The following is a 13,349-nucleotide window of genomic DNA, read 5'->3' as shown; positions in this document are numbered from 1 at the left end:
CGGTCCGCCGGTGGTCGGCTGACAGCCTGCCGGGCTGACGGCCTGCCGGGCTGACGGCCCGCTGGGTTGACGGCCCGCTGGGTCGACCTGGTTTGACCTGGGTTGACGCCTGCCGGTGTGAGCGTTTCGCCTCATCATCACCTCACCCACCTCTCGTCTCGGCATGTCTCGGCACGAGTGGGGGTGCGAGTACGGGCGCGCCTCGTCAGGGGCGGGTACGGGTACGCGCACGCCTCCGAGCACGACCGCGGCCACAGCCGCGGTCGGCCGTGGGGCTGTGGGGGCGCGTCTGACACGGCCTCGGGCGACCTGGCCTCCCGTGGCATGCCTGGTGCGGCATGGCCCGGTGTGACATGGCTAACAGGTCCTCGGGGGCCGGGGGTTGGTCCGCCGCTTGGGCCCGCCGCCTGGGCCACTGGTGCCGCCTTCGGCCTTCGGCTGCCAGTTATGCCCTCGGCCACCGGTGACCGTGGCCTGCCTGCTTGTCTGCCTGCCCGTGTGTGGGGCGTGGGTCGGCCTGTGCGTGCCGTAGGCCGCCGGCCGGGCGGACGCGTCCGCCGGAACCTGAGGGAAGAGGCAAGAGGGCCGTTGTGCTGTCGCGGTTGTGGTCGTGCTGTCGTGCGTCTCCATCCATGCGCGGGCGGCCGACCGCCCGGCGGGCACCGACTCAGCCCGCCACGCGATTGGTCCGCTCCGGCGGGACCGCGAGGCGTTCGCCGATCGCCCGCAGTCCTGCCAAGTCGTGTACGTCGCCAGGGAGTGCGGCCACTTGGGCCACCGGAACCTCGGGGTGGAGCGCCGTGAAGCGGTCGTGTGTGCGCTGCTCGCGTCCGAGCACCTGCATACGCTCCGCGTGCAGCCGAAGCAGTCCCGCGGCGAGCCGCTCCGCCGACGAGTCCGCCGACGTGGGGGAGACGTCGGGGTCCGCTGCCGAGGGGTTCCGCGCTTGAGCATTCCCTGAGGGGGGATCGACAAATCCGCCGTCGGCAAGATTTTCTGCCCCGGCGCCGTTCTTGGCCGGATCGCTTCCCTCCGCGCCGTTCGCGAGCGCATCGTCCGGTTCCACGGGATCGCCCGTCAGGGTGAGGATCTCCGCGGCGGCCAACGCACGTTCCGCCGACAGCTGTTCTGCACCGCTGCCGTGCACCCGGTTCAGCACCAGTCCGGCCAGCGGCATCTGGTCCGCGGCCAGCCGTTCCACGAAGTACGCGGCCTCCCGAAGGGCGTCCCGCTCGGGCGCGGCCACCACGAGGAAGGCCGTGCCCGGAGCCTGTAGGAGCCGGTAGGTGGCCTCGGCGCGAGTACGGAATCCGCCGAACATGGTGTCCATCGCGGCAGCAAACGTCTGAACGTCGCGCATCAGCTGTCCGCCGAGCACCTTGCTGACCGTGCCCGTCATCATCGAGACGCCCACGTTCAGGAACTTCATCCCGGCCTTGCCGCCCACCTTGGCCGGGGCCATCAGGACCTTGATGAACTTCCCGTCCAGGAAGGAGCCGAGACGTTTCGGCGCGTCCAGGAAGTCCAGCGCCGACCGGCTGGGCGGGGTGTCGACGACGATCAGGTCCCATTCGTCGCGGGCCCGGAGCTGGCCGAGCTTCTCCATGGCCATGTACTCCTGCGTGCCCGCGAAACCGGCCGAGAGCGACTGGTAGAAGGGGTTCGCGAGGATCGCCCGGGCGCGCTCGGGGTCGGCGTGCGCCTCGACGAACTCGTCGAACGTCCGCTTCATGTCGAGCATCATGGCGTGCAGTTCGCCGCCGTTCCCGCCGCCGATGCCCTCCACCCGGCGCGGGATGTTGTCCAGCGCGTCGATGCCCATGGACTGCGCGAGCCGGCGGGCCGGGTCGATGGTGAGGACGACGACCTTACGGCCGCGCTCGGCGGCCCGTACGCCCAGGGCGGCGGCGGTGGTGGTCTTACCGACGCCACCGGAGCCGCAGCACACCACGATGCGGGTCTGCGGATCGTCCAGCAGGACGTCGGTGTCCAGCCGGGGTGCCACGTCCATGCTCATGCCGCCTCCTGCGTACGACTCGTCGTCCGTGGCGCCCTTACGGCGGGCGCCGCTCACGCCGGCCACTGCTTGCGCAGATCCGCCGCGAGCCGGTACAGCCCGGCCAGGTCGATGCCGTCCGTGAGCAGCTCCAACTCGTGCAGCGGCAGCCCCAGCCCGGTCAGCTCGGCGCGCTGCGCCCGCTCCAGCGCCACCCGCTCGGCGTGCTCGCGCGCCTGCTCCAGCAGCGGGTCGACCAGCCGCTCGGCCATGCCGCCGCGGCGCGCACCGCCCAAGCCCGCCTGGGAGAGCGCCTTGGCGACGGCCGCGCGCTGCCCGTTGGCGGCCACCTCGACGGCCTCGTGGTCGAGGATCGCGGGCCGGACCATGTTGATGATGATCCCGCCCGTCGGAAGGCCGTCGGCGCGCAGCTCGGCGATGCCGTCCGCGGTCTCCTGGACCGGCATCTCCTCCAGCAGGGTCACCATGTGGACCGCGGTCTGGGGGGACTTCAGGACGCGCATCACGGCCTGGGCCTGATTGTGTATCGGACCGGTCCTGGCCAGCCCGGCCACCTCGTGGTTGACGTTCAGGAAGCGGGTGATGCGGCCGGTGGGCGGCGCGTCCATGACCACGGAGTCGTAGACGAAGCCGCCGTCCTTGCCCTTACGGCGCACCGCCTCGCACGCCTTGCCGGTCAGCAGGACGTCCCGCAGCCCCGGGGCGATGGTGGTCGCGAAGTCGATCGCGCCGAGCTTCTTGAGGGCGCGTCCGGCCGAGCCCAGCTTGTAGAACATATGGAGGTAGTCCAGGAGTGCGAACTCCGGATCGATCGCCAGGGCGTGCACCTCCCCGCCGCCCGGCGCGGTGGCGATCTTCCGCTCCTCGTAGGGCAGCGGCTCCGTCTCGAAGAGCTGCGCGATGCCCTGGCGGCCCTCGACCTCCACCAGCAGGGTGCGCCTGCCATTGGCCGCTAGGGCCAGCGCGAGTGCGGCGGCGACCGTGGTCTTGCCGGTTCCGCCCTTGCCACTGACGACATGGAGCCTGCTCACAGTGGGGAGCCTAACCAGTCCCCCCTCGCCCTACGCACCAGGGCCCGGCGGAGAGGCATTACAGTCGGCCCCATGACCAAGTGGGAATACGCGACCGTACCGCTGCTCGTGCACGCCACGAAGCAGATTCTGGACACCTGGGGCGAGGACGGCTGGGAGCTGGTCCAGGTGGTCCCCGGCCCGAACCCGGAGCAGCTGGTGGCCTATCTGAAGCGGGAGAAGGGCTGATGGCGGGCGGCACGGTCGAGGGCAGGCTCGCCGGGCTCGGCCTGACGCTGCCCGCGGTCGCGGCGCCCCTGGCCTCCTATGTGCCCGCGCTCCGCACCGGCCCGTACGTCTACACCTCGGGTCAGCTGCCGCTGGTCGAGGGGAAGCTGGGCGTGACCGGCAAGGTCGGCGCGGAGGTCACGCCCGAGGAGGCCAAGGAGCTGGCGCGCACTTGTGCGCTGAACGCGCTGGCCGCCGTGAAGTCGGTCGTCGGCGACCTCGACCGGATCGTGCGGGTCGTCAAGGTCGTCGGCTTCGTCGCCTCGGCGGCGGACTTCACCGGCCAGCCGGGCGTCATCAACGGCGCGAGCGAGCTGCTGGGCGAGGCCCTGGGCGACGCTGGCGTGCACGCGCGCAGCGCGGTGGGCGTGGCGGTGCTGCCCCTGGACGCGCCGGTCGAGGTCGAGATCCAGGTCGAGGTCGCGGACTAGCCGCGGACTGGCGGCCGCCGGGATCGCGGACGCCGGGATCGCGGACCGGCGAGCGGCCCCATGGGTGGTCCCGTCGGCGGTCCCGTCGGCGGGCCGGTGGGCGCACGGGCGGACGTACGTGGACGCGGACCGGTTGTGGCGGCCGGTGCGCGGACCCGCCCCGGCGTGGCGCCGCGAGGGCCACTCGAACATCAGCCCGTAAGCGCATAGCATCCGGCCATGTCCACTACGAATGGCCAGTGGTATCCACCCGAGTGGCCAGAGCGGATCCGGCTCCTGTCGGCCGGTGAGCTCACACCGGTGACACCGCGCCGGGCCGCCACCGTTCTGCTGCTGCGGGACGGACCGCACGGAACGGCCGGGCAGGACGCACCACAGGACGCACAGGACGCTCAGGGCGGGGACGGGGAGCACACACCGGACGAGTCCGACGCCGCGGCGCGGCCTGGCGCGGCGCGGGAGTCCGCGGCGGCGCCGGAACCCGGGGCGGCCGCGGAAGGCCCTGAAACGCCCCCGGAGGGCTTGCCGAACGCGGCGGGAGAGGCCGTCGGCCCCGCCGTCTACATGCTGCGCAGACGCGCCTCCATGGCCTTCGCCGGAGGCGCGTACGCCTATCCGGGCGGTTCCGTGGACCCGCGCGACGAGCGGATGGTCACCTGGGCCGGCCCCTCGCGGGCGCAGTGGGCGCGGCGGCTGGGCCTGGACCCGAGCGAGGGCACACAGGCGCAGGCCATCGTGTGCGCGGCGGTCCGCGAGACCTTCGAGGAGGCGGGGGTGCTGCTCGCGGGCCCGACGCCGCACACCGTGGTCGCGGACACGACGGGGGACGACTGGGAGGCGGACCGCGCGGCGCTGGTCGCCCGGGATCTGTCCTTCGCGGAGTTCCTGGACCGCAGGGGGCTCGTACTCCGCTCGGACCTGCTGAGCTGCTGGGCGCGCTGGATCACCCCGGAGTTCGAACCGCGCCGCTACGACACCTGGTTCTTCGTGGCTGCGCTGCCGCGGGGGCAGCGCACCCGTAACGCCTCCACGGAGGCGGACCGGACCGTCTGGATCCGTCCGGGAGACGCGGCCGACGGCTACGACCGGGGCGAGCTGCTGATGATGCCGCCCACGATCGCGACGCTGCGCCAGCTCGCGGACTACGGCTCGGTCGCCGACGTGCTGGCCGCCGCGGTGGACCGGGATCTGACGCCGGTCCTGGCCCGGGCGCGGGTGGAGAACGGGGAGCTGGTGCTGAGCTGGCCGGGCCATGATGAGTTCACCAAGCACATCCCGGGAGCCACGGGGGGACCTTCCGCATGACGTACGCATCCGCTCTGCCCGGCCAGCCGCGCGGTGGCACCATCGGCGGCCCGGCCACCGACCGGGCCGTCTGCGTCCTGGCGCCGAACGCCTCGCCCATGACCCTGGACGGCACCAACACCTGGATCGTCGCCGAGCCCGACTCCGACCTCGCCGTCGTCATCGACCCCGGGCCGCTGGACGACGCCCACCTCGAGGAGGTCATCGCGACCGCCGAGCGGGCGGGCAGGCGGGTGGCGCAGACGCTGCTCACCCATGGCCACCCGGACCACGCGGAGGGCGCGGCGCGCTTCGCGGAGCTGACGCGGACGTCCGTAAGGGCGCTGGATCCGGCGCTGCGGCTGGGGGACGAGGGGCTGGAGTTGGGGGACGTCATAACCACCGGCGGTCTGGAGCTGCGGGTGGTGCCCACGCCCGGCCACACCGCTGACTCGCTGTCCTTCCACCTTCCGGCCGATGGCGCGGTCCTTACGGGCGACACGGTGCTCGGGCGGGGCACGACCGTCGTCGCGCATCCGGACGGGCGGCTCGGCGACTATCTGGACTCCCTGCGGCGGCTGCGCTCGCTGGCGGTGGACGACGGGGTGGACACCGTCCTGCCGGGCCACGGGCCGGTGCTGAACGACGCCCGGGGCGCCGTGGAGTACTACCTCGCGCATCGCGCCAACCGGCTCGCGCAGGTGGAGACGGCGGTCGAGAACGGCTACCGGACGCCCTCGGAGGTCGTGGCGCATGTGTACGCGGACGTGGACCGGTCCCTGTGGCCGGCGGCGGAGCTGTCGGTCCGGGCCCAGCTGGACTATCTGCGTGAGCACGGGTTGATCTGACCGGGCCCGCGGCCTGTGGGACCGGCCGTTCATGAGTGCCGTGCCGTCCTTGAGCGCCGTAGCCCTTCATGAGCGCCGTAGCACTTCATGAACGCCGTAAGGGGCCTGCCGGAATCCGGCGGGCCCCTTACGGTCGGTCTTCCCGTCCCGTCCGGCGTCAGCGGGAGCGCTTGGCCAGCCGCTCGACGTCCAGCAGGATCACCGCGCGCGCCTCCAGCCGCAGCCAGCCGCGGCCCGCGAAGTCGGCGAGCGCCTTGTTGACGGTCTCGCGGGAGGCGCCGACCAGCTGGGCCAGCTCCTCCTGGGTCAGGTCGTGGACGACGTGGATGCCTTCCTCCGACTGCACGCCGAAGCGGCGCGACAGGTCCAGCAGGGCCCTGGCGACCCGGCCCGGAACATCCGAGAAGACCAGGTCGGACATCTGGTCGTTGGTCTTGCGCAGGCGCCGGGCGACCGCGCGCAGCAGCGCGGAGGCGACCTCGGGCCGGGCGTTCAGCCACGGCTGGAGATCGCCGTGGCCGAGGCCGAGCAGCTTGACCTCGGTGAGGGCGGTGGCGGTGGCGGTGCGCGGGCCCGGGTCGAAGAGCGACAGCTCGCCGATCAGCTCGCCGGGGCCGAGCACGGCCAGCATGTTCTCGCGGCCGTCGGGAGAGGTGCGGTGGAGCTTCACCTTGCCCTCGGTGACCACGTACAGGCGATCGCCGGGGTCCCCTTCGTGGAAGAGTGCGTCACCCCGCGCGAGGGTGACCTCTCCCATGGAGGCGCGCAGCTCAGCGGCCTGCTCGTCATCGAGCGCCGCGAAGAGCGGGGCGCGCCGCAGAACGTCGTCCACGAGTCTCTCCTTGTCGACATGCACAGGGGACCGACGTCCCCATGATGCCGGACGGTAAAACAGTGCGATCAATCACAAGTTTGACGCACTGGCCTGCCGAGCTGTGCGGCAGGGGTCCGATTGGGGGCCTCTTCGCGGTGGCCGGGCCGGATGTCAGTGGGTGGGCTTAGGCTGGCCGGGTGTCCAATACGCCGGTGAGAGCACAGGGCAAGGGGGCCGGACGGGTGACCGCACCTCGTAATTCCGCTGTGGGCGAACAGGAGTCCGCCGATTCGACAGAAGCCTCGAAACCGCATAAATCGGTCAAGGGCTCGAAGGGCGCCCGTCCCGAGTCCCGGCTCGCCCTCGTCCGCCGCGCCCGGCGCATCAACCGCGAGCTCGCCGAGGTGTATCCGTACGCCCATCCCGAGCTGGACTTCGAGAACTCGTTCCAGCTGCTCGTGGCCACGGTCCTCTCGGCCCAGACCACCGATCTGCGGGTCAACCAGACCACCCCCGCGCTCTTCGCCGCCTATCCGACGCCCGAGGACATGGCCGCCGCCGACCCGGAGGCCCTGGAGCAGCTGATCCGGCCCACCGGCTTCTTCCGCGCCAAGGCCAAATCGCTGCTCGGCCTGTCCGCCGCCCTCCGCGACCGCTTCGGCGGCGAGGTCCCGGGCCGGCTCGAGGACCTGGTCACCCTGCCCGGTGTCGGCCGTAAGACGGCCAATGTGGTGCTCGGCAATGCCTTCGGGGTGCCGGGCCTGACCGTGGACACCCACTTCGGGCGGCTGGTGCGGCGCTGGAAGTGGACCGCCCAGGAGGACCCCGAGAAGGTCGAGGCCGAGATCGCCGCGCTCTTCCCCAAGAGCGAGTGGACGATGCTCTCGCATCGCATCATCTTCCACGGCCGCCGTGTCTGCCACGCCCGCAAGCCCGCGTGCGGCGCCTGCCCGATCGCCCCGCTCTGCCCGGCGTACGGGGAGGGCGAGACCGACCCGGACAAGGCGAAGAAGCTGCTGAAGTACGAGATGGGCGGCCAGCCGGGCCAGCGCCTGCGCCCGCCGTCCGACTACCCCGGCCGTCCCGCCGCCCCCCTGGGAGCCGCCGAATGACGAGCACCTACGGGGATGTGGAGGTCAGCGCCCAGGGGCTGCCGGAGTGGCTGCTCCCGGTGGCCCGGCTGGCCGAGACGATCGAGCCGCGCCAGCTGAGCCGGTTTCTGCCGCCCGCGCAGGGCGGGGGCCGCCCCTCCGCCGTGCTGGTGCTGTTCGGTGAGGGCCCCGCCGGTCCGGAGCTGCTGCTCATGGAGCGCTCCGGTTCGCTGCGCTCGCACGCCGGCCAGCCCTCCTTCCCCGGCGGTGCCCTCGACCCGGAGGACGGCGATCCGGAGGAGGAAGGTCCGCTGCGCGCGGCGCTGCGCGAGGCCGAGGAGGAGACCGGGCTCGACCCCTCGGGGGTCCAGGTCTTCGCGGTGCTGCCGCGGCTCTACATCCCGGTGAGCGGTTTCGTCGTCACCCCGGTGCTGGGCTGGTGGCGCCGGCCGACCCCGGTCGGGGCGGTGGATCCGGCCGAGACGGCCCGGGTCTTCACGGTCCCCGTGGCGGATCTCACGGACCCGGCGAACCGGGCCACCACCGTCCACCCCAGCGGCCACCGAGGGCCCGCCTTCCTGGTGGGATCCGCTCTGGTCTGGGGTTTCACCGCCGGAGTGATCGATCGCATCCTGCACTACGCGGGGTGGGAGCGACCGTGGGACCGGGCCAAGCGCGTCCCACTCGACTGGCGCGCGTGAGACGGTGTTCCGGTGAATGTGCTGGACATCCTGCTGCTGCTCGCCGCCGTGTGGTTCGCGATCGTCGGCTACCGCCAGGGTTTCGTCGTCGGCGTGCTGTCGGTGACGGGATTCATCGGAGGCGGGCTGATCGCGATCTATCTGCTGCCCCTCATATGGGACGGCACCACCGACGACAAGGCATCCCCCGGCACCGTCGGTGCCGTGGTGGCGATCGTCCTGGTGATCGTGTGCGCCTCGGTCGGCCAGGCGGCCACCACCCACCTGGGGAACAAGCTGCGGCGGTACATCACCTGGTCACCGGCGCGCGCCCTGGACGCGACCGGCGGCGCGCTGGTCAACGTGCTGGCGATGCTGCTGGTGGCCTGGCTGATCGGCTCCCTGGTGGCCCAGACCTCGCTCCCCACGCTGGGCAGGGAGGTCCGTGACTCCAAGGTGCTGCTCGGGGTGTCCCGCGTCGTTCCCGACGAGGCGAACACCTGGTTCACCGACTTCTCGTCCGTGCTCGCGCAGAACGGCTTCCCGCAGGTCTTCTCGCCCTTCGCCAACGAGCCGATCACCTCGGTGCCGCAGCCCGACCCCGCGCTCGCCCAGTCCCCGGTGGCCACGCGGGCGCAGGAGAGCATCGTCAAGGTCGTCGGCACCGCTCCCAGCTGCGGCAAGGTCCTCGAGGGCAGCGGCTTCGTGTTCGCCCCGAACCGGGTCATGACCAACGCCCACGTCGTCGGCGGCGTCAGCGACCCGACCGTGCAGATAGGTGGCGAGGGCCGGCTCTATGACGCCAAGGTCGTGCTCTACGACTGGAAGCGCGATATCGCGGTCCTCGATGTGCCCTCGCTCCAGGCCCCGCCGCTCCAGTTCGCGCAGGACGACGCGCGCACCGGTGATGGCGCGATCGTCGCCGGCTTCCCGGAGAACGGCGCCTTCGATGTGCGCGCGGCCCGCGTCCGCGGCCGTATCGAGGCCAATGGCCCCGACATCTACCGCCGCTCCACCGTGCACCGCGATGTGTACTCGCTGTACGCGACGGTGCGGCAGGGCAACTCCGGCGGTCCGCTGCTCACCCCGCAGGGGCGGGTGTACGGCGTGGTCTTCGCCAAGTCCCTCGACGACGCCAACACCGGATACGCGCTGACGGCGGACGAGGTGAGCGAGGACATCCAGAAGGGGCGCACGGCCGACCAGCCGGTGGACAGCCAGGGGTGTGCCCTCTAGTTTCCGGTGTCGCTGTGGCCCCGGGCCGCGCCCAGGAGACTGCTAGCGGCTGCGTGGATGGCGCAGTCGCGCCGAGACCCACCGGGCCCGGCGGCGGATGATGCGGGGAATCCCGATATTCGGGTCATGGCCTTGGGTAGGCCCGGAGCCGCCCCGCTCGGAAACACTCAGCGCGGCATTGGCAGTAGCGGCGGCCTCGGGGCCGCGGCTGTTTGGTGCGTCACGGTAGTCGTGCGTCCAGCCCATACCTCGGTGTGTGCCCCTGACCCAAGGTCCGTAATCGCCGCTGGCTGCGGCAATTGGCGTATGCTCCAGGCAATTGGCTGTTCGAAAAACAGATGTTCGCTCGCGCGTGAGGGCGCGGTCGGAATGCGTACGTCCGATGACGCTCAGCGGTCGGGTTCGGGGTCCTTCAGCCAGTTGATCAGCTCGGTGGTGAAGGCCCGGGGGTCCTCCTCGTGCGGGAAGTGGCCGAGCCCGTCGAAGAGCCGCCAGCGGTAGGGGGCCTCGACATACTCCCCGGAGCCCGCGGCGCTGCGGGTGCGCATCACCGGGTCGAGTGAACCGTGCAGATGCAGGGTGGGCACCCGCACCGGCCGCTTCATCCGCCGGTTGAACTGGAAGCCGTCCGGCCGTGCCAGCGACCGCACCATCCAGCGGTACGGCTCGATCGAGCAGTGCGCGGTCGAGGGGATGCACATCGCCCGCCGGTAGACGTCCACCGCCTCGTCCTCGGGCAGCCGCGGTCCGGACCAGTCCCGGAGCAGCCGCCCCACGGCCGCCGCGTCGTCCGCGACCAGCTGGCGCTCGGGCAGCCAGGGCCGCTGGAAGCCCCAGATATGGGAACCGGCGGCGCTCTGCTTGACGTCCGCGACCATCGCAGAACGCCAGCGGCGGGGATGCGGCATCGAGGCCACCGCGAGCCGCCGCACCAGCTTCGGCCGCATCACGGCGGCCGTCCACGCCAGGTATCCGCCCAGGTCATGGCCGACGAGCGCGGCGTCCGGCTCACCCAGTGAGCGGATCACACCGGTGATGTCGAGGGCGAGGTTGGCCGGGTCGTAGCCCCGCGGCGTACGGTCGCTGCCGCCCACCCCGCGCAGATCCATCGCGACCGCGCGGTAGCCGGCGTCGGCGAGCGCGGGCAGCTGGTGCCGCCAGGTCCACCAGAACTGCGGAAAGCCGTGCAGCAGCAGCACCAGCGGGCCGTCACCCAGCTCGGCGATGTGGAAGCGCGCGCCGTTGGCCGCGACATCCCGGTGGGTCCAGGGGCCGTCGAGCCGTACGACCGACGCGGAGGTATCAGGGGCGGTCATGCCGACGAGCGTGTCACATCCCGCGCGGGGCGTCCGCCATTGCTCCCGGCACGCGGATGCGGCTTGACGCTCCCCAGTACGGCGGCCGTCTCCTTGGACGAGGAGATCGACCGCTTCGGCGCCTTGACCTTCTTGAACTTCAGCAGCGCCACCAGACCCAGGATTCCGGCGAACAGCCAGTAGATCCCGCCCACGATAAGGAAGCACCAGGCGAGGCCGAGGCCGGTCCACGAGCGCATCCCGTAGGCGAGGGCGAAGCTCAGCACCGGCAGCGAGAACAGCAGCAGCACCCCGGCCACCACCCCCGCGCCGCTGCCGACCGCCGCCTTCTTGGCCCCCACCCGGAGCTCGGCCTTGGCCAGCGCGATCTCGTCGTGCACCAGCGCCGACAGCTCGGTGGTCGCCGTCGCCACCAGCTGGCCGAGGCTGCGGTTGCCGCCGTCGTCGGCTGCGCTCATCGCCATCTCCCTCTGCTCTTGTGCGTCTTACCGCTCGTGTCGTGTGCGTCTTGCGCTCGTATGTCGTGCGTGCTTGTTATGTCGTCAGTGCTTGCTGTGTCGTCTGAAGTGCTTGCTACGTCTTCTGCGCATTTCTGCGGGTGTCAAGCCTCTCAGATCATGCCGGACCATCGTCGCCGGAGTCGTTTGCGGCGGCCACTTCGGCAAGCCGTCGGTGCTCGGCGGCCTTTGCCTCGTGGATGGCGGCCATCCGCAGGTGGTACGCGGGGCTGTCGAGCTCATAGACATCCGGGATGCCGTCCATGTCCTCGTCCCGCTCCTCCTCCTGACACAGCCGCTGGTACGTGGTGTTGCGCAGTTTGAGGAGGATCCCGGCGAACAGGGCGGCGGTCAGCGAGCCGATGAGGACCGCCGCCTTGACCTCCTCGGCGAGCGTGGGATCGCCGGAGAAGGCGAGCTCGTCGATGAGGAGGGAGACGGTGAAGCCGATTCCGGCGAGGGCGGCCACGGCGAAGACATCGGCCCAGGCCAGGTCCTCGTTCAGCTCGGCCCTGGTGAAGCGGGCGGCGCACCAGGAGCCGCCGAAGACGCCGACGGCCTTGCCCACGACGAGGCCGAGCACGACGCCGAGGGTCTCCGGGCGGGTGAAGACATCCGCCACGGCGCCGCCGGAGAGCGGCACCCCGGCCGCGAACAGCGCGAACAGCGGCACCGCCACCCCCGCCGACACCGGTCGCACCCGGTGCTCGACGCGCTCGGCGGGGGAACGCTCCTCACCCTCCCGTACGGTGCAGCGCAGCATCAGGCCCATCGCGACGCCGGCGATGGTGGCATGCACACCGCTGGCGTGCATCAGCGCCCAGATCACCACGGCGAGCGGGACATATATCCAGGCCGTCCGGACGCCCCTGCGGTGCAGCAGCCAGAAGAGGGCGAGCGCGGCGATCGACAGGACCAGGGCGATGACGTTGATGTGCTGGGTGAAGAAGATCGCGATGATGAGGATCGCGCCGAGGTCGTCGACGACCGCGAGGGTGAGCAGGAAGGCGCGCAGCGCGGCGGGCAGCGCGGTGCCGATCACGGCGAGGACGGCGAGCGCGAAGGCGATATCGGTGGCGGTCGGCACGGCCCAGCCCTTGAGGCTGCCACCGCCGCTCGCGCTGACGATGACATAGACCAGCGCGGGCACGGCCATGCCGCAGACGGCGGCGATCACGGGCAGTGCGGCGGCCTTGGGGTCGCGCAGCTCGCCCGCGACCAGCTCGCGCTTGAGCTCGATACCGGCGACGAAGAAGAAGATCGTCAGCAGGCCGTCGGTGGCCCAGGAGGCGACCGAGAGACGCAGATGCAGCGTCTCGGGACCGAAGGAGAAGTCCCTGATGTCGCCGTAGACGCCGCTGAGCGGGGTGTTGGCGAGGATCAGCGCCACGATGGCGGCCAACAGGAGGATCACACCGCCGACGGTCTCGGTGCGCAGCGCGTCGATGACGAATGTCCGCTCGGGCAGCGACAGGCGTCCGAGGAACTTGCGGCTGGTGGGCGCGGCCACGGGCGGGCCTCCTGGGTGGGTCGAGGTGCGGATACACGTGTGGCGTATGCCGACCAGACTTCCCGGCGCTCCTGTTCATCATCTTGTCGCAATTTTTACGCGGCAGCCACCTGCGGCGGTCGCCTGCGGTGGCGACCTACGGCAGCCCTTGCGGCGGCCACTTGCGGTGGCGACCTGCGGCAGCCCTTGCGGCGGCCGCCTGCGGCGGCGACCTGCGGTGGCGACCTGCGACCGCCACCTGCGGCGGGGCCGCCCGGCGTCCGTGACCGCTACGGCGGCAGCCGGCGCGAGGGGCGCCCCCGCCAGGCGGGAGCGCCCCTCGTACCT

At 71.7% G+C, this 13,349-nt stretch carries 14 protein-coding genes; 7 read left to right on the top strand and 7 right to left on the bottom strand.

Going from position 1 to position 13,349, the window contains the following annotated elements:
* Positions 1–667: 667 nt before the first annotated feature.
* On the bottom strand, positions 668–2,017 hold the full coding sequence (locus ACT2CW_RS02380) for an ArsA family ATPase (protein ID WP_445515670.1): 1,350 nt from the start codon (positions 2,015–2,017) through the stop codon (positions 668–670).
* A gap of 53 nt (positions 2,018–2,070) precedes the next feature.
* Positions 2,071–3,048: an ArsA-related P-loop ATPase gene (locus ACT2CW_RS02375; RefSeq protein WP_164427148.1), complete on the bottom strand. Its 978-nt coding sequence runs from the start codon at positions 3,046–3,048 to the stop codon at positions 2,071–2,073.
* Positions 3,049–3,120: 72 nt separating this feature from the next.
* On the opposite strand from ACT2CW_RS02375, the gene ACT2CW_RS02370 reads away from it, so the two are divergent.
* From ACT2CW_RS02370 to ACT2CW_RS02355, 4 genes are all read left to right on the top strand, one after another.
* Positions 3,121–3,276, top strand: coding sequence for a DUF4177 domain-containing protein (locus ACT2CW_RS02370; RefSeq protein WP_020870215.1), 156 nt, complete (start codon positions 3,121–3,123; stop codon positions 3,274–3,276).
* Positions 3,276–3,746, top strand: a complete 471-nt coding sequence (locus ACT2CW_RS02365) for a RidA family protein (protein WP_164427146.1) — start codon at positions 3,276–3,278, stop codon at positions 3,744–3,746. Before ACT2CW_RS02370 ends, ACT2CW_RS02365 begins: the two co-directional genes overlap by 1 nt.
* A 219-nt stretch (positions 3,747–3,965) precedes the next feature.
* Positions 3,966–5,051, top strand: a complete 1,086-nt coding sequence (locus tag ACT2CW_RS02360; RefSeq protein ID WP_445515321.1) for an NUDIX hydrolase — start codon at positions 3,966–3,968, stop codon at positions 5,049–5,051.
* Positions 5,048–5,878, top strand: coding sequence for an MBL fold metallo-hydrolase (locus ACT2CW_RS02355; protein WP_086884998.1), 831 nt, complete (start codon positions 5,048–5,050; stop codon positions 5,876–5,878). Before ACT2CW_RS02360 ends, ACT2CW_RS02355 begins: the two co-directional genes overlap by 4 nt.
* 157 nt (positions 5,879–6,035) lie before the next feature.
* Here the strand turns inward: ACT2CW_RS02355 and ACT2CW_RS02350 are convergent, their stop codons facing one another.
* Positions 6,036–6,710 carry a Crp/Fnr family transcriptional regulator gene (locus tag ACT2CW_RS02350; protein WP_014061749.1) on the bottom strand — a complete coding sequence of 225 codons (675 nt, stop codon included), beginning with the start codon at positions 6,708–6,710 and terminating at the stop codon, positions 6,036–6,038.
* Between the two features lie 224 nt (positions 6,711–6,934).
* Between ACT2CW_RS02350 and nth the strand changes: the two genes are divergently transcribed.
* From nth to ACT2CW_RS02335, 3 genes are read left to right on the top strand one after another with little or no spacing between them, the layout of a single operon-like run.
* On the top strand, positions 6,935–7,804 hold the full coding sequence (gene nth / locus ACT2CW_RS02345) for an endonuclease III (protein ID WP_106969116.1): 870 nt from the start codon (positions 6,935–6,937) through the stop codon (positions 7,802–7,804).
* A complete protein-coding gene (locus ACT2CW_RS02340) occupies positions 7,801–8,484 on the top strand; it encodes an NUDIX hydrolase (RefSeq protein WP_182467664.1) in 684 nt (227 codons plus the stop codon). The genes nth and ACT2CW_RS02340 overlap by 4 nt, the downstream gene beginning before the upstream one ends.
* Positions 8,485–8,496: 12 nt before the next feature.
* Entirely contained in the window at positions 8,497–9,699 is a 1,203-nt protein-coding gene (locus ACT2CW_RS02335) for a MarP family serine protease (protein WP_037955323.1), read from the top strand.
* 42 nt (positions 9,700–9,741) lie between these two features.
* Here the strand turns inward: ACT2CW_RS02335 and ACT2CW_RS02330 are convergent, their stop codons facing one another.
* The 4 genes from ACT2CW_RS02330 to nhaA form a co-directional block, all read right to left on the bottom strand.
* Positions 9,742–9,945, bottom strand: coding sequence for a hypothetical protein (locus tag ACT2CW_RS02330; protein ID WP_075200444.1), 204 nt, complete (start codon positions 9,943–9,945; stop codon positions 9,742–9,744).
* Positions 9,946–10,088: 143 nt separating this feature from the next.
* Positions 10,089–11,015, bottom strand: a complete 927-nt coding sequence (locus ACT2CW_RS02325; protein ID WP_445515320.1) for an alpha/beta fold hydrolase — start codon at positions 11,013–11,015, stop codon at positions 10,089–10,091.
* On the bottom strand, positions 11,012–11,473 hold the full coding sequence (locus ACT2CW_RS02320; RefSeq protein ID WP_445515319.1) for a phage holin family protein: 462 nt from the start codon (positions 11,471–11,473) through the stop codon (positions 11,012–11,014). The genes ACT2CW_RS02325 and ACT2CW_RS02320 overlap by 4 nt, the downstream gene beginning before the upstream one ends.
* Before the next feature lie 157 nt (positions 11,474–11,630).
* Positions 11,631–13,022, bottom strand: a complete 1,392-nt coding sequence (gene nhaA, locus ACT2CW_RS02315) for a Na+/H+ antiporter NhaA (RefSeq protein ID WP_445515318.1) — start codon at positions 13,020–13,022, stop codon at positions 11,631–11,633.
* Positions 13,023–13,349: the final 327 nt, after the last annotated feature.

This window comes from Streptomyces sp. NEAU-174, assembly GCF_052665095.1.
This window is presented reverse-complemented; position numbering and strand designations above follow the sequence as displayed.